Below are 16,142 nucleotides of genomic sequence, written 5' to 3'. Positions count from 1 at the left end.
ACGACCAGCAGTAAGGGAACTATGTGAAGCGAAGCAGTCCGCTGTCACCGTTGTTGCTTGGAGCCTGCGGGCTCCTGGCCCTGAATCTCCAACCGGTTGCCCAGGCAGCCGATGATATAGACCCCCACCTGCGCCACATCGGGCCATCGCTGCTACGCGATGCGCCCGCGGCGGTGCCTGCGCGGCCACCCACCGGCATGGCCCCGGTCGCCAGTGGCGAGCGCCTGGGCCTGACCGAGGCGGTGTTGCAGGCCGCGCAATGGCACCCCAGCATCGCCGAAGCGATCGGCAACCTGTACAAACAGGGCGAAGGCATCAACGTCGCCCGCGCGGGTTACTACCCGCAGATTTCCGGCGGTATCCGCACCGGTTATGACACCGGCTACGGGGGCGATCGCAACAGCCAGGCCCTCAACCTGTCGCTCAAGCAGATGCTCTACGATTTCGGCAAGGTCGACAGCGCCGTCAACGCGGCGCAGGCCGCCGCCGCGCGGGCCCAGGCCAATATCCTGCTGGTGGTGGACGACCTGGCCCGTGACACCGCCTATGCCTGGATCGAAACCCGCCGCTACGAACAGTTGATGGCCATTGCCCGCGAACAGATCCGCGGGGTGGGCGACATTGCCGGGATGGCTCGCCAGCGCAGCGACATGGGCGCCAGCACCCGCTCCGACGTGGTACAGGCCGAATCCCGCGTGGAAAGCGCCCGAGCCACCCTGGAGGAGTACCAGTCGCAATACGAGCGCTGGCGCTCCACCCTGGCCGCGCTGATGGGCCGCGTGACCCCGCCGGCCCTGGCCGAGCAGTCGCCTGCGGCGTTGAACCAGGCCTGCAAGCGGCCTGCGCAAGACGATGATCGCCTGCCGGCCGTGCTGATGGCCCTGGCCCAGCGTGCGCAAGGCCAGGCAGAGCTGGCCCAGGCCAAGGCCGAGGCCTACCCGACCGTGTCGCTGCAGCCCCAGGTCAACCATTACCTGGACAACGACTACAACCGCGACAACTCACGTATGGACCGCACCCAGGCGGGCATCTACCTCAACGTCGAGGTACCGATCTACCAAGGTGGTGCGATCAGCGCCCGCAGCCGCGCTGCCAGCCACGCCTTGAGCGCCGCCGACTCCGCCGAAGATGCCGCGCGCCTGCAGGCACGGCGTGGCCTGGCCGAGGCCCAGGCACAAACCTCCGGGCTGGGCCGCCGGCTGAGTTCGCTGGAAGCGCGCCAGGTCAGCATCCAGGAGGCGCGCATGCTCTATGGCCGCCAGTATCTGGACCTGGGCACACGGCCCCTGCTCGACCTGCTCAACGCCGAGCAGGAGATCTACCAGTCACGGTTCGAACTTGCCGGCACCCGCTCCGACCTGCTGCGCCTGGATGTCGACTGCCTGTACAACACCGGCGCGCTGCGCGCGGCCTTTGGCCTTGAGGGGCGCAACCTGCAAGGTGTGGAGATCCAGCCATGAGCGATTCGATCAATGTAACCCTGCCCACCCAGCCAGCGGCAGCAGCGCCTGAGGCGGCCCAACGGCCTGACCTGGGGCCGTGGCTGGAGGTGATGCTGCAGGTGGCGCACCACTACCGCCTGGACGTGTCGCCCCAGCGTATTCGCCTGGCGGCGGTGGAGGATGCCCGGCCGCTGGACGAAATTCTTCGCCACATGGCCCGCCAGGCCGGCCTGGCACTGCGCTTCGTGCGCTTCGATGCCAAGGGCCTGCGGCAATGGCGTACACCGCTGGTACTGGAGCTGGACGATGGCCAGTTGGCCGTCGTCGAGGCAGTCACCGAAGAAGATGACCTGGCGGTGGTGTTCGCCGGTGACCAGGGCCTGACCACACGCCTGCCCCGCGCCACGCTCAAGGGCCGCATCACCCGGGTTGCGCTGCTGCGCCCGGCGCGACCACTGCGCGATGTGCGCACCGATGACTATACCGCCCCCTACGACCGCCACTGGTTCGCCCGTATCGTGCTGCGCGACCTGCGCCCCTATGGGCAAGTGATGGTCGCCTCGCTGGTGGCCAACGTGCTGGCGCTGGCCGGGGTGCTGTTTTCGATGCAGGTCTACGACCGTGTGATCCCGGCAGAATCGCTGCCCACCTTGTACGTGCTGTTCGGCGGCGTGGTGCTGGCGCTGGTGTTCGACTTCAGCATGCGCTTGCTGCGCCTGAAGGTCACCGACCTGCTCGGCAAACGCGCCGACCTGCGGGTGAGTGACCTGGTCTACGGCCATGCCTTGCGCCTGCGCAACTCGGTGCGGCCGAAGTCCACCGGCTCGTTCATTTCGCAACTGCGCGAGCTGGAGTCGATCCGCGATTTGATCACCTCCAGTACTGCCACGGCGTTGGCCGACCTGCCGTTCTTCCTGCTGTTCTTGTTCGTGTTCTGGCTGATCGGCGGCGTGCTGGTGTTCATCCCGCTGGTGGCGCTGCTGGCCATGCTGCTGCCAGGCCTGCTGGCGCAGCGGCGCCTGGCGCGGCTGGCCAACGCCTCGATGCGCGAGTCGGCGCTGCGCAACGCCATGCTGGTGGAAAGCATCCAGGGCCTGGACGAAATCAAGGCGCTGCAGGCCGAGGCACGCTTCGAGCGCCAGTGGAACCAGTACAACGCAGCCTGTGCACACACCAACCTGCGCCTGCGCACGCTCACCAACGGCCTGGTGACCTGGACCCAGAACGTGCAAGGTGCCGTGTTTGCCGTGGTCATCGTGGTCGGTGCACCGATGGTGATCGCCGGCGACCTCACCACCGGTAGCCTGGTGGCGGCGTCGATGCTGTCGTCGCGGATGATGGCGCCGCTGGCCCAGCTGACCCATGTGCTGACCCGCTGGCAGCAGGCCAAGGTCGCCCTGCAAGGCCTGGACAAGCTGATGCAGTCGGCGGTCGACCACCCCGAAGGCGAAGCGCGCGTGCACCTGCCGGCAATCCGCGGTGAATACCGCCTGCGCCAGGCCAACTTCCGCTACAGCGAAGAATCCCCCCCGGTGCTCAACATTGGGCAACTGGATATTCAGCCGGGCGAACGCATTGCAGTGCTCGGCCGCAACGGCGCGGGCAAGTCCACCCTGCTGCAGGCGTTGGGCGGGGCCATGGACCTGGTACAGGGCGAGGTCAGCCTGGACGGCATCGCCCTGGCCCACCTCGACCCTGCTGACTTGCGCCGCGACGTAGGCCTGCTGCCGCAGTACGCGCGGCTGTTCCACGGCACCCTGCGGGAAAACCTGACCCTCGGCGCCGGCCAGGCCAGCGACCAGGAACTGGTGGCCGCGCTGGCTGCCACCGGGGCGCTGGACTTTGTCCGCCGCCTGCCCAAGGGCATGGACCACCTCATCCTCGAAGGCGGCCTGGGCCTGTCTGGCGGCCAGCGCCAGGCGCTGGTGCTGTCGCGCCTGTTGGTGCGCCAGCCACAGGTGCTGCTGCTGGATGAACCTACGGCATCGCTGGACGACATGACCGAGCGCAAACTGCTGGATAACCTGGAGCGCTTCTGCCAGGGCCGCACGCTGGTGATCGCTACCCACCGCCTGAGCGTGCTGCAACGGGTCGAGCGCATTGTGGTGCTCGACGGTGGGCGCATCGTCATCGATGACACCCGCGATGCCGCATTGGCCAAACTGCAAGGAGCGCAGGCATGAGCAACCACGAACTCCCGGCGTCCTACCTGGACGGGCAGGACGACCAGGCCGTATTCCGCGCCGGGCGCCTCATCACCCTCAGCGCACTGATGCTGGCCGCGTTCCTGGCCTGGGCCGCCTGGTTCGAGGTGACCGAGGTTTCCACCGGTACCGGCAAGGTCATCCCTAGCTCCCGGGAGCAGGTGATCCAGTCGTTCGAAGGGGGCATCGTCGCGCAGATGAACGTGGCCGAAGGCGACCTGGTCGAGCGCGGCCAGGTACTGGCCCAGTTGGACCCGACCAAGACCGCCTCCAGCGTGGGCGAAAGCGAGGCCAAGTACCGCGCCGCCAAGGCCAGCCAGGCCCGGCTGCAAGCCGAGGTGACCGGCAAGCCGCTGGCCTTCCCGGCCAGCCTGCGCGACTCGCCCGAGCTGATCGAAGCGGAAACGGCGCTGTACCAGACCCGCCGCCGTGGCCTGGAGCAGACCCTGGCCGGCATCGAGGATTCGCTGCGGCTGGTGCGCAGCGAGCTGAAGATCACCGAAAACCTGGCGAAAATGGGCGCCTCCAGCCGGGTCGAGGTCATCCGCCTGAACCGCCAGCGTTCGGAGCTTGAACTCAAAGCCAACGAGGCCCGGTCCGACTACCTGGTGCGCGCCCGGGAAGAGCTGGCCAAGGCCAGCGCCGAGGCCGACAGCCTGTCAGAGGTGATCCGCGGGCGCAGCGACTCGCTCACCCGCCTGACCCTGCGTTCGCCGGTGCGCGGCATCGTCAAGGACATCGAGGTGAACACCCTGGGCGGCGTGGTACAGCCCGGTGGCCAGGTGATGAAAATCGTGCCGATGGACGAGCGCCTGCTGATCGAAACCCGCATCGCCCCGCGCGACATTGCCTTCATCCACCCGGACCAGGCGGCCAAGGTCAAGATCAGTGCCTATGACTATTCGGTGTATGGCGGGCTGGATGGCAAGGTGGTGGGTATTTCGCCGGATACCTTGCAAGACGAGGTGAAACCGGAAATCTACTACTACCGCGTGTTCATCCGTACCGAGCAGGACAGCCTGAAGAACAAGGCCGGCAAGCACTTCGCGATTGTCCCGGGGATGATTGCCACGGTGGATATCCGCACTGGCGAGAAAACCATCCTCGATTACCTGATCAAACCGCTGAACCGGGCCAAGGAGGCCCTGCGCGAGCGCTGATCCACACTGCTGCCAAGCGCTGGCCCTTGTAGGAGCGGCCTCGTGTCGCGAAAGGGCTGCAAAGCAGCCCCTGCAGTTTGTGCATCTGTGCTGAAACCCCGGGGCTGCTTTGCAGCCCTTTCGCGACACGAGGCCGCTCCTACAGGGTTGCTCAGCCTTCTTGATCTGCGGCGGATTGCGCCCTAAAGCCCAGCCTGACCTGGCCGATAACCGGTTATCCCCCCGTTTCCCACCGAAGGTCACCATGGCCACGCAAAAAGCCCGCGCGGACTCCTTGTCGCTGCTGCTGTTCACCCTGCGCAGCGGCAAGCTGATGGCAATCAATCTGCTCAAGGTCAGCGAGATCATCCCCTGCCCGCCGCTGACCAAGCTGCCCGAGTCGCACCCCCACGTGAAAGGCGTAGCCACCTTGCGTGGCCATTCGTTGTCGGTCATCGACCTGTCCCGTGCCATCGGCGAGCAGCCGCTGGAGGACCCGCAAGGCGGTTGCCTGATCGTCACCGAGATCAGCCGTTCGCGCCAGGGCCTGCACGTGCAGGCCGTAAGCCGCATCGTGCATTGCCTGAGCACCGACATCAAACCGCCGCCCTATGCCTCGGGCAACCGCTCGTTCATCACCGGTGTTACCCGCGTCGACAACACCTTGGTGCAGGTGCTGGATATCGAGAAGGTCATCCACGGCATTGCCCCGCCTGCGCCAGAGCCAGCGCGCGGCTCAGTAAGCGCAGAAGACGCCAGCCTGCTGGCCGCCACCAATATCCTGGTGGTGGACGACAGCCAGGTGGCCCTGCAGCAGTCGGTGCACACCCTGCGCAACCTGGGCATCGAGTGCCACACCGCGCGCAGCGCCAAGGACGCGATCAATGTGCTGCTGGAACTGCAAGGCACTGCACAGGAGATCAACGTGGTCGTCTCCGATATCGAAATGAGCGAGATGGATGGCTACGCCTTCACCCGAACCCTGCGTGAAACCCCCGACTTCCAGCACCTGTACGTGCTGCTGCACACCTCGCTGGACAGCGCCATGAGCAGCGAGAAAGCAACCCAGGCCGGGGCGAATGCCATCCTCACCAAGTTTTCCTCGCCGGAGCTGACCGATTGTCTGGTGGTGGCAGCACGCGCCGTGGTGTTCGCCGAGCACTGATATATTCAGCGACAAACTCCCCGGCTTGCTGCCGGGGGCAAGTCGGGCATAATTCGCGCCCTCGCAATAAATTTGCCGGAACCCGCCATGAAGTATCTCAGCTCCATCCTGATCGGCTGCGCCCTTTTCAGCGGTATCGCCCAGGCTTCCAGCAGCCAGGCCTGGAACACGCAGCGCCAGCAGATGCTCAAAGCCTGCCTGGCGGCCAGCCAGTTCAAGGACGCCCACGCCCGCGGCAAGCCCGCCGAATTCGATGACCAGGTAGGCATGAGTGCCTTGCTGGTCGAAGGTGTCTACCCGCAGAAGCACATGCAGCAGCGCACTGGCACCGAGCTGTGCCTGTACGACCGCCAACAGCAGCGTGCCTTCGTCAGCGAATGGAGCCCGCAAGCCAAGTGACCGCCACCTTGCGTTTTGGCTGCACCGGATGCGGCAAGTGCTGCAGCGGCCACCATGTCCCCCTGACCCTGGCCGAGGCAGGCCGCTGGGCAACTGACGGCGGTCAGGTGGTTGTGCTGATCGAAGCCTTCGTCACCGATGGCCCGGGCATGCCGGTGGAGCAACGTGAGCATGTGCTGCGCCGTTCGTACCCGGTAGCCTGTGGCAATGGCGAGGCGCGGGTGTCGGTGACCTTTGCCGCGTTCAACCCCGGCCGCTGCCGCAACCTGGACGACAACGACCGGTGCAGCATCTATGAGCAACGGCCGTTGGTTTGCCGCATCTACCCGGTCGAAATCAACCCGCACCTCCCCCTGCGCCCAGAGGCCAAGGACTGCCCGCCAGAAGCCTGGCAGCAGGGGCCTGCGCTGCTTCACGGCACGCAACTGGTGGATGCCGGGCTGGAGGCATTGGTGCAGGCTTCGCGCCAGGCCGACCGTGACGACATTGCCGCCAAGGTGGCGGTGTGCCAGGCACTGGGCATGACCACCAGTGCGCTCAAGGGCAACGGGTTTACCGCCTACCTGCCGGACATGGGCGCGTTTGCCGGGGCGCTGGCGCAGGTGCCGAATGATGGCGGTACACAGTGGACCTTGCATGTGGAGGATGAGACGCTGGCGGCGGGCTTGCAGGGGCATGGTTTGCACACCACCAACGAGCCCCCGGTGTATTACGCCTTTATCGGTTTCTAGCCCTGCAGGTGGTGGGCGCGGGTTCACCCGCGAGGGAGCAGACCGTGCAGCCGGTTATCTGAAACTGACACGGTTGTCAGCCAGCGGTCACGCTGCCGACCCGGTTCGGCGGCTATAAGATGGAATGACTGACCACCCTCCCCATTGGCCAAGGTACCCGCACCAATGCGACGTCCGTTCCGCTCTGCCTTGCTTGCCGCCTTGGTACTGCTCGCCCTGGTAGCAGCGGGTACCTGGTTCGCCCAGCGCCAGCCTGCCCCCGCCGCCCGCTCGCAAACGGCCATCCCGGTGCGGGTGGTAACCGTCGCCCAACAGGACGTACCCCGCTACGCCAGCGCCATCGGTTCGGTGCTGTCGCTGCACAGCGTCGAGGTGCGCCCGCAGGTCGAGGGGGTACTGACCCAGGTCCTGGTCAAGGAAGGCCAGTGGGTCAAGCAGGGCGACTTGCTCGCCACCCTCGACGACCGCGCCATACAGGCCCAGCTCGACCAGGCGCGCGCCCTGCTCGGCCAAAGCCAGGCGCAGATCCAGGTGGCGGCAGTGGACTTGCGGCGCTACCGCCTGCTCAGCCGCGATAACGGCGTGTCCAGGCAACAGCTCGACCAGCAACAGGCACTGGTCAACCAGTTGCAGGCCACCGTCAAAGGCAACCAGGCAGCCATCGCCAACGCCCAGGTGCAGCTGTCGTACACCCGGATCCGCTCGCCGGTGACTGGCCGGGTGGGCATTCGCAACGTCGACCCGGGCAACCTGGTACGCACCAGTGACACGCAAGGCTTGTTCAGCGTGACGCAGATCGACCCGATCGCCGTCGAGTTCGCCCTGCCCCAGCAAATGCTGCCAACCCTGCAACGCCTGCTCACGGCACCGGCACCTGCGCTGGTGCAGGCGTACATGGACGCTGACGGCGAACGCAGCCTGCTTGGCGAAGGCCACCTGGCGCTGATCGACAACCAGGTTTCCGCCACCACCGGCACCGTGCGGGTCAAAGCCGAATTCGACAACAAGGACGGCCGCCTGTGGCCGGGGCAACTGGTCACCGTCCGCCTGCGCACCGCCGTGCAAGAAAACGCCCTGGTGGTCCCGCCGCCGGTGGTGCAACGTGGGGTGGACGGGCACTTCGTCTACCGCCTGGACGGCGACAAGGTCACCAGCGTGCCGGTCAAGGTGCTGTACCAGGACAGCGAGCTGAACGTCATTGCCGGGGTCAAGCCGGGTGAGCGCCTGGTGCTCGATGGCCAGTCGCGGCTCAAGCCCGGTTCACGGGTAGAGGTCAGCCCCGATGCGCCTACAGCGCCGGCCATGGCAGACCAGCGGAGCCAGCCATGAACACGCGCAACGGTGTTTCGGCCTGGTGCATCGACCACCCCATCGCCACCTTGTTGCTGACCTTCGCCCTGGTGCTGTTGGGCGCCATCGCCTTCCCACGGCTGCCGGTCGCCCCCTTGCCCGAGGCCGATTTCCCCACCATTCAGGTGACCGCGCAACTGCCCGGCGCCAGCCCGGAAACCATGGCCTCGTCGGTGGCAACCCCGCTGGAGGTGCAATTCAGTGCCATCCCCGGCATGACCCAGATGACCAGCAGCAGTGCGCTGGGCTCGACCACCCTGGTGCTGCAGTTCACCCTCGACAAGAACATCGACACGGCGGCGCAGGAAGTGCAGGCGGCGATCAACACCGCCACTGCGCGCCTGCCGCAAGACCTGCCCAACCCGCCCACCTGGCGCAAGGTAAACCCGGCCGACAGCCCGGTGCTGGTGATGACAGTCAGCTCCAGCCAGATGCCCGGCAACGACCTCAGCGACTACGCCGAAACCTTGCTGGCTCGGCAGTTGAGCCAGATCGAAGGGGTCGGCTTGATCAACATCACCGGGCAACTGCGCCCGGCGATCCGCGTGCAGGCGCAGCCGGAAAAACTCGCCGCCATCGGCCTGACCCTGGCCGACCTGCGCCAGGCCATTGCGCAAACCAGCCTGAACCTGGCCAAGGGCGCCCTGTACGGCGAACACAGCGTGTCGACCCTGGCCGCCAACGACCAGCTGTTCCACCCCGAGGACTACGCGCAACTGATCGTCTCGTACCGCAACGGTAGCCCGGTGTACCTGCGGGACGTGGCCACGGTCGTCAGCGGCGCGGAAAACGCCTACGTCAAGGCCTGGTCCGGCGACCAGCCGGGGCTGAACCTGGTGATCTTCCGCCAGCCCGGCGCCAATATCGTCGACACCGTGGACCGGGTCATGGCCGCGCTGCCCAAGCTGCAGGAAATGCTACCGGCCTCGGTCGAGGTGTCGGTGCTGCAGGACCGCACGCAAACCATCCGCGCCTCGCTGCATGAGGTGGAACTGACCTTGATGATCGCCGTGGCGCTGGTCATCGGGGTGATGGCGCTGTTCCTGCGCCAGTGGTCAGCGACGCTGGTGGTATCCAGCGTACTCGGTGTATCGCTGATCGCCAGTTGCGCACTGATGTACGTGCTGGGCTTCAGCCTGAACAACCTGACCTTGGTGGCCATCGTCATTTCCGTGGGTTTCGTGGTGGACGATGCCATCGTGGTGGTGGAGAACATCCACCGCCACCTGGAAGCCGGCGACGACAGCCGTACCGCAGCGCTCAAGGGTGCAGGGGAAATCGGCTTCACCGTAGTCTCGATCAGCCTGTCGCTGATCGCAGCGTTCATCCCACTGCTGTTCATGGGCGGGGTGGTTGGCCGGCTGTTCAAGGAATTCGCCCTGACCGCCACATCCACCATCCTGATTTCAGTGGTGGTGTCGCTGACCCTGGCGCCGACCTTGTGTGCGCTGTTCATGCACCGCCCACCTGGCGGGCACCAGGGCGGTTTCGGCGAACGCCTGGTCAACTGGTACGAGCGGGGCCTGAACCGTGCCCTCGCCCACCAGCGCGTAACGCTGGGCGTGTTCGCAGTGACCCTGGCGCTGGCGGTCGTGGGCTACGTGGCCATCCCCAAGGGCTTTTTCCCGCTGCAGGACACCGGCTTCATCCTTGGCACCAGCGAGGCGGCCGCGGATGTGTCGTACCCGTCGATGATCGAGAAACATCAGGCGCTGGCGAAAATCATCGGTGCCGACCCGGCGGTGCGCGCGTTCTCGCATTCGGTGGGCGTTACCGGCAGCAACCAGACCATCGCCAACGGCCGTTTCTGGATTGCCCTCAAGCCCCGTGGCGAGCGGGATGTCTCGGCCAGCGAACTGATCGACCGCCTGCGCCCCAAGCTGGCCCAGGTGCCGGGGATCGTGCTGTACATGCGCGCCGGCCAGGACATCAACCTCAGCTCCGGCCCTTCACGCACCCAGTACCAGTACGTGCTCAAGAGCAACGACGCCGAGGCGCTCAACCTGTGGACCCAGCGCCTGACCGAGCGGCTGCGCAACAACCCGGCGCTGCGCGACCTGTCCAATGACCTGCAACTGGGGGCCAGCGTCACGCGCATCGACATCGACCGCCAGGCCGCCGCCCGTTTCGGCCTGACCACTACAGACGTCGACCAGGCACTGTACGACGCCTTCGGCCAGCGCCAGATCAGCGAGTTCCAGACCGACACCAACCAGTACAAGGTCATTCTGGAACTGGATGCGCGCCAGCGCGGCAAAGCCGAGAGCCTCAACTACTTCTACCTGCGCTCGCCCCTGAGCAATGAAATGGTGCCCCTGGCGGCCGTGGCCCATGTGGCGCCGCCCAGCACCGGGCCGCTGTCGATCAGCCACGACGGCCTGTTCCCGGCCGCCAACCTGTCGTTCAACCTGGCCCCCGGCGTGGCCCTTGGCGATGCGGTGAGCATCCTTGAACGTACCCAGCGCGAGCTGGGCATGCCCGATTCGATCAGCGGCAACTTCCAGGGCGCGGCGCAGGCCTTCCAAAGCTCGCTGGCGAGCCAGCCTTGGCTGATCCTGGCGGCACTGGTGGCGGTGTACATCATTCTCGGCGTGTTGTACGAAAGTTTTGTCCACCCACTGACGATCATCTCCACCCTGCCCTCGGCGGGCCTTGGCGCGTTGATCCTGCTGTGGGCCATGGGCCAGGATTTCAGCATCATGGGGCTGATCGGCATCGTGCTGCTGATCGGCATCGTCAAGAAAAACGGCATCCTGCTGATCGACTTTGCCTTGCAAGCCCAGCGCCAGCAGGGCCTTTCCCCGGAACAGGCGATCCACCAGGCCTGCCTGACGCGGTTCCGGCCGATCATCATGACCACCCTGGCCGCGCTGCTCGGCGCGGTCCCGCTGATGTTCGGCTTTGGCACCGGCGCCGAATTGCGCCAGCCACTGGGCATTGCGGTGGTCGGCGGCCTGCTGGTGAGCCAGGCGCTGACGCTGTTCACCACCCCGGTCATATACTTGGCCCTGGAGCGCCTGTTCCATCGCCGTCAGGCTGCCCGCGCGGCAGCGCCAAGTGCCAGTTAGGACAAGACCATGCGTGTGCTGATCATCGAAGACGAAGAAAAAACCGCCGACTACCTGCATCGCGGCCTCACCGAGCAAGGCTTCAGTGTGGACCTGGCGCGCGATGGCATCGATGGCCTGCACCTGGCCCTGGAGGGCGACTATGCCGTCATTGTGCTGGATGTGATGCTGCCCGGGCTGGACGGCTACGGCGTGCTCCGCGCCCTGCGTGCGCGCAAGCAGACCCCGGTGATCATGCTGACCGCCCGTGAGCGGGTCGAAGACCGTATCCGTGGCCTGCGCGAAGGCGCCGATGACTACTTGGGCAAGCCATTTTCGTTTCTGGAACTGGTGGCCCGGCTGCAGGCACTGACCCGCCGCCGCAGCAGCCATGAGCCCCTGCAGGTTCAGGTGGCCGACCTGTGGATCGACCTGATGGCACGCAAGGCCACGCGGGCCGGCCAGCGCCTGGATCTGACCGCCAAAGAGTTCTCGCTGCTCAGCGTGCTGGCCCGCCGGCAGGGGGAAATCCTGTCGAAGACGGCAATTGCCGAACTGGTCTGGGACATCAATTTCGACAGCGACGCCAACGTGGTCGAGGTCGCGATCAAACGCCTGCGGGCCAAGCTCGACGGGCCGTTCGACCAGAAACTGCTGCACACCATTCGAGGCATGGGTTATGTCCTGGAAAACCGTGCGGGGTAACTCGATTGCGCTGCGTTTGTCGGCGTTGTTCATCCTGGTGGCGTTGGCCGTGTTCCTGCTGATCGGCTCGGCCCTGTATCGCCAGGTCGACCGCAGCCTCGACCTGCTGCCGCAAGCCGAGCTGGAGGCGCGCTTCAGCGTGCTCGAATCCACACTCAACCGCTACGGCACGCCCGAGCACTGGGCCAAGATCATCAACAAGCTGAACCTGCTGAGCGAGGAAGACAAGCGCATCCGGTTCTGGGTGGTCGGTAGCGACCCCGCCTATGAATATGGCCAGCCCAGCGCGCTGGTGCGCCAGTTCGCTGAGGGCGCGCAGGGCATGCGCGACCTGCGCCTGCCGGACCACCCCTACCCGTACAAAGTGCTGGTCAGCGAGCTGCCGGCGCTGAGCCAGCGCCCGCCACTGCGGTTCATGATCGGCATCGACACCGAAACCTTCTGGCAGGCCCAGCACAGCCTGCTGCTGGCGATCATCGGGCTGGCAGTGCTTGGCGTGCTGCTGGCCTCGGTGCTGGGCTACTGGGTCGCGCGCATCGGCTTGCGCCCTTTGCTGGCGCTTTCCAGGGAGGCCCAGGCACTGGCCCCGCCACGCCTGGACGGGCGCCTGCAAACCCAGGCCCTGGCCCCTGAGCTGGCGCAGTTCGCCAGTGCCTTCAACGCCGCGCTCGACCGGGTCAGCCAGGCCTACTCACGGCTGGAGGCGTTCAATGCCGACGTTGCCCACGAGCTGCGTTCGCCGCTGACCAACCTGATCGGCCAGACCCAGGTGGCGCTGACCCGCGGGCGCAGCGCCGAGCACTACTTCGAAGTGCTGCAATCGAACCTGGAAGAGCTGGAGCGCCTGCGCAGCATCATCAACGACATGCTGTTCCTGGCGAGTGCCGACCAGGGCAGCAAAGCCACTGCCCTGACCCAGGCATCGCTGGCCGAAGAGGTGGCGACCACCCTCGACTACCTTGACTACATTCTCGAAGACGCGCAGGTCAGCGTCAGCGTCAGTGGCGATGCCCAGGTTCCCATCGAAAAAGCCCAATTGCGCCGGGCGTTGATCAACCTGCTGAACAATGCCGTGCAGCATACGGCGCCGCACCAGGTGATCCAGGTAAGGATCGTCCCCGGGCCGCAGCAGGTCAGCATTGCCGTGAGCAACCCGGGGCCGGCGATTGCCGACGAGCACCTGCCGCTGCTGTTCGAGCGTTTCTACCGGGTGGATGCGGCGCGCAGCAACAGCGGGGGCGGTAACCATGGCTTGGGCCTGGCCATCGTCAAGGCGATTGCGCTGATGCATGGCGGGGACGTGTTCGTGCGCAGTGAAGCCGGGGCGAATACATTCGGTATCCAGCTCCCGACCTGTAGGAGCGGCCTTGCGTCGCGATGGGGTGCGAAGCAGCCCCTGGCTCAGTGACAGGGCGGCAATTGCCGGGGCTGCCATGCAGCCCATCGCGACACAAGGCCGCTCCTACATTCTCGAAGACGCGCAGGTCAGCGTCAGCGTCAGTGGCGATGCCCAGGTTCCCATCGAAAAAGCCCAATTGCGCCGGGCGTTGATCAACCTGCTGAACAATGCCGTGCAGCATACGGCGCCGCACCAGGCGATCCAGGTAAGGATCGTCCCCGGGCCGCAGCAGGTCAGCATTGCCGTGAGCAACCCGGGGCCGGCGATTGCCGACGAGCACCTGCCGCTGCTGTTCGAGCGTTTCTACCGGGTGGATGCGGCGCGCAGCAACAGCGGGGGCGGTAACCATGGCTTGGGCCTGGCCATCGTCAAGGCAATTGCGCTGATGCATGGCGGGGACGTCTTCGTACGCAGTGAAGCCGGGGCGAATACATTCGGTATCCGGCTCCCGACCTGTAGGAGCGGCCTTGCGTCGCGATGGGGTGCGAAGCAGCCCCTGGCTCAGTGACAGGGCGGCAATTGCCGGGGCTGCCATGCAGCCCATCGCGACACAAGGCCGCTCCTACATTCTCGAAGACGCGCAGGTCAGCGTCAGCGTCAGTGGCGATGCCCAGGTTCCCATCGAAAAAGCCCAATTGCGCCGGGCGTTGATCAACCTGCTGAACAATGCCGTGCAGCATACGGCGCCGCACCAGGCGATCCAGGTAAGGATCGTCCCCGGGCCGCAGCAGGTCAGCATTGCCGTGAGCAACCCGGGGCCGGCGATTGCCGACGAGCACCTGCCGCTGCTGTTCGAGCGTTTCTACCGGGTGGATGCGGCGCGCAGCAACAGCGGGGGCGGTAACCATGGCTTGGGCCTGGCCATCGTCAAGGCGATTGCGCTGATGCATGGCGGGGACGTGTTCGTGCGCAGTGAAGCCGGGGCGAATACATTCGGTATCCAGCTCCCGACCTGTAGGAGCGGCCTTGCGTCGCGATGGGGTGCGAAGCAGCCCCTGGCTCAGTGACAGGGCGGCAATTGCCGGGGCTGCCATGCAGCCCATCGCGACACAAGGCCGCTCCTACATTCTCGAAGACGCGCAGGTCAGCGTCAGTGGCGATGCTCAGGTTCCCATCGAAAAAGCCCAATTGCGCCGGGCGTTGATCAACCTGCTGAACAATGCCGTGCAGCATACGGCGCCGCATCAGGTGATCCAGGTAAGGATCGTCCCCGGGCCGCAGCAGGTCAGCATTGCCGTGAGCAACCCGGGGCCGGCGATTGCCGACGAGCACCTGCCGCTGCTGTTCGAGCGTTTCTACCGGGTGGATGCGGCGCGCAGCAACAGCGGGGGCGGGAACCATGGCTTGGGCCTGGCCATCGTCAAGGCGATTGCGCTGATGCATGGCGGGGACGTCTTCGTACGCAGTGAAGCCGGGGCGAATACATTCGGTATCCGGCTCCCGACCTGTAGGAGCGGCCTTGCGTCGCGATGGGGTGCGAAGCAGCCCTTGGCTCAGTGACAGGGCGGCAATTGCCGGGGCTGCCATGCAGCCCATCGCGACACAAGGCCGCTCCTACATTCTCGAAGACGCGCAGGTCAGCGTCAGCGTCAGTGGCGATGCCCAGGTTCCCATCGAAAAAGCCCAATTGCGCCGGGCGTTGATCAACCTGCTGAACAATGCCGTGCAGCATACGGCGCCGCACCAGGCGATCCAGGTAAGGATCGTCCCCGGGCCGCAGCAGGTCAGCATTGCCGTGAGCAACCCGGGGCCGGCGATTGCCGACGAGCACCTGCCGCTGCTGTTCGAGCGTTTCTACCGGGTGGATGCGGCGCGCAGCAACAGCGGGGGCGGTAACCATGGCTTGGGCCTGGCCATCGTCAAGGCGATTGCGCTGATGCATGGCGGGGACGTGTTCGTGCGCAGTGAAGCCGGGGCGAATACATTCGGTATCCAGCTCCCGACCTGTAGGAGCGGCCTTGTGTCGCGATGGGGTGCGAAGCAGCCCCTGGTTCAATGACCGGGCGGCAATTGTCGGGGCTGCAAAGGCCGCGTCTAGCCTGCGGCTTGCAGACGAAAGCCCTATCGCTTTTTGCGTACATCGTTACCTTTTGCGCAACAGTGCTTATCGCACTTCGCTCTGTATCAAGTGCAATGAAAGGACTAACTTTAGCCCGTCCTCATTAGCACTTGCACAGCAAGAAGGTAGTTTCAAATGTCCAACAGTATGGGTATTGCCAGCGTTTTCGTCCTGTCGTCCCTGTTGTTGTCGCCCCTGGCCATGGCCGAAGAATCGCCGGCGTTCGTCAACCGTAACAGCGAACTCGCCGCCGCGCACCAGGAGGCCCGCGAAAGCGTTGCCGCACATAAGGCCGACGTGATGAAAGATGCTGAACAGACAGCTTCCAAGGCCTCTGTCGATGCCAAAGCCGACAGCTGATCAGGCGCTGTTGTTGCTTCCACTTTCCCTTGGCTACGCCATGGGCACAGCCTGTGCCGATATGTTAGCCTTTTAAAGCCGCTGCTCATCAGCGGCTTTTTTTATGTGCCCGTAACTCTCAGCCCGGCTGTAACGTTTACCC

11 protein-coding genes and 4 pseudogenes are annotated in these 16,142 nt (G+C 65.5%); all 15 read left to right on the top strand.

Features of this window, described 5'->3' with window-relative positions:
• Positions 1-23 precede the first annotated feature (23 nt).
• The 15 genes and pseudogenes from K4A76_RS04115 to K4A76_RS04045 all read left to right on the top strand — a co-directional run bounded on the left by K4A76_RS04115 (position 24) and on the right by K4A76_RS04045 (position 16,000).
• Positions 24-1,460: a TolC family outer membrane protein gene (locus tag K4A76_RS04115; protein ID WP_274411620.1), complete on the top strand. Its 1,437-nt coding sequence runs from the start codon at positions 24-26 to the stop codon at positions 1,458-1,460.
• Entirely contained in the window at positions 1,457-3,625 is a 2,169-nt protein-coding gene (locus K4A76_RS04110) for a type I secretion system permease/ATPase (protein WP_110678775.1), read from the top strand. The genes K4A76_RS04115 and K4A76_RS04110 overlap by 4 nt, the downstream gene beginning before the upstream one ends.
• The gene (locus K4A76_RS04105) at positions 3,622-4,806 is read left to right on the top strand and encodes an HlyD family type I secretion periplasmic adaptor subunit (RefSeq protein ID WP_054890297.1); all 1,185 of its coding nucleotides are present in this window, start codon (positions 3,622-3,624) and stop codon (positions 4,804-4,806) included. Before K4A76_RS04110 ends, K4A76_RS04105 begins: the two co-directional genes overlap by 4 nt.
• A gap of 244 nt (positions 4,807-5,050) precedes the next feature.
• A complete protein-coding gene (locus K4A76_RS04100; RefSeq protein WP_009685181.1) occupies positions 5,051-5,950 on the top strand; it encodes a chemotaxis protein in 900 nt (299 codons plus the stop codon).
• An 87-nt stretch (positions 5,951-6,037) separates the two neighbouring features.
• Positions 6,038-6,349: a hypothetical protein gene (locus K4A76_RS04095; protein WP_009685180.1), complete on the top strand. Its 312-nt coding sequence runs from the start codon at positions 6,038-6,040 to the stop codon at positions 6,347-6,349.
• The gene (locus tag K4A76_RS04090) at positions 6,346-7,080 is read left to right on the top strand and encodes a YkgJ family cysteine cluster protein (protein WP_274411619.1); all 735 of its coding nucleotides are present in this window, start codon (positions 6,346-6,348) and stop codon (positions 7,078-7,080) included. The genes K4A76_RS04095 and K4A76_RS04090 overlap by 4 nt, the downstream gene beginning before the upstream one ends.
• A gap of 165 nt (positions 7,081-7,245) precedes the next feature.
• Complete coding sequence (locus K4A76_RS04085; protein ID WP_274411618.1) at positions 7,246-8,409, top strand: efflux RND transporter periplasmic adaptor subunit; 1,164 nt, start codon at positions 7,246-7,248, stop codon at positions 8,407-8,409.
• Complete coding sequence (locus tag K4A76_RS04080; protein ID WP_009685177.1) at positions 8,406-11,498, top strand: multidrug efflux RND transporter permease subunit; 3,093 nt, start codon at positions 8,406-8,408, stop codon at positions 11,496-11,498. Before K4A76_RS04085 ends, K4A76_RS04080 begins: the two co-directional genes overlap by 4 nt.
• A gap of 9 nt (positions 11,499-11,507) precedes the next feature.
• On the top strand, positions 11,508-12,182 hold the full coding sequence (locus tag K4A76_RS04075) for a heavy metal response regulator transcription factor (RefSeq protein WP_274411617.1): 675 nt from the start codon (positions 11,508-11,510) through the stop codon (positions 12,180-12,182).
• On the top strand, positions 12,157-13,590 hold the full coding sequence (locus K4A76_RS04070; protein ID WP_274411616.1) for a heavy metal sensor histidine kinase: 1,434 nt from the start codon (positions 12,157-12,159) through the stop codon (positions 13,588-13,590). Before K4A76_RS04075 ends, K4A76_RS04070 begins: the two co-directional genes overlap by 26 nt.
• Before the next feature lie 55 nt (positions 13,591-13,645).
• A pseudogene (locus K4A76_RS04065) lies at positions 13,646-14,089 on the top strand (ATP-binding protein); the annotation flags it as partial.
• Between the two features lie 55 nt (positions 14,090-14,144).
• Positions 14,145-14,588, top strand: a pseudogene (locus tag K4A76_RS04060) (ATP-binding protein); the annotation flags it as partial.
• A 55-nt stretch (positions 14,589-14,643) separates the two neighbouring features.
• Positions 14,644-15,081 (top strand): annotated as a pseudogene (locus K4A76_RS04055) (ATP-binding protein); the annotation flags it as partial.
• A gap of 55 nt (positions 15,082-15,136) precedes the next feature.
• Positions 15,137-15,580 (top strand): annotated as a pseudogene (locus K4A76_RS04050) (ATP-binding protein); the annotation flags it as partial.
• A 195-nt stretch (positions 15,581-15,775) separates the two neighbouring features.
• Positions 15,776-16,000, top strand: coding sequence for a hypothetical protein (locus tag K4A76_RS04045; protein WP_274411615.1), 225 nt, complete (start codon positions 15,776-15,778; stop codon positions 15,998-16,000).
• The last annotated feature ends 142 nt before the right edge of the window (positions 16,001-16,142 follow it).

The organism is Pseudomonas sp. NEEL19 (genome assembly GCF_028751975.1).
GTDB classification, from domain to species: domain Bacteria; phylum Pseudomonadota; class Gammaproteobacteria; order Pseudomonadales; family Pseudomonadaceae; genus Aquipseudomonas; species Aquipseudomonas juntendi.
This window is presented reverse-complemented; position numbering and strand designations above follow the sequence as displayed.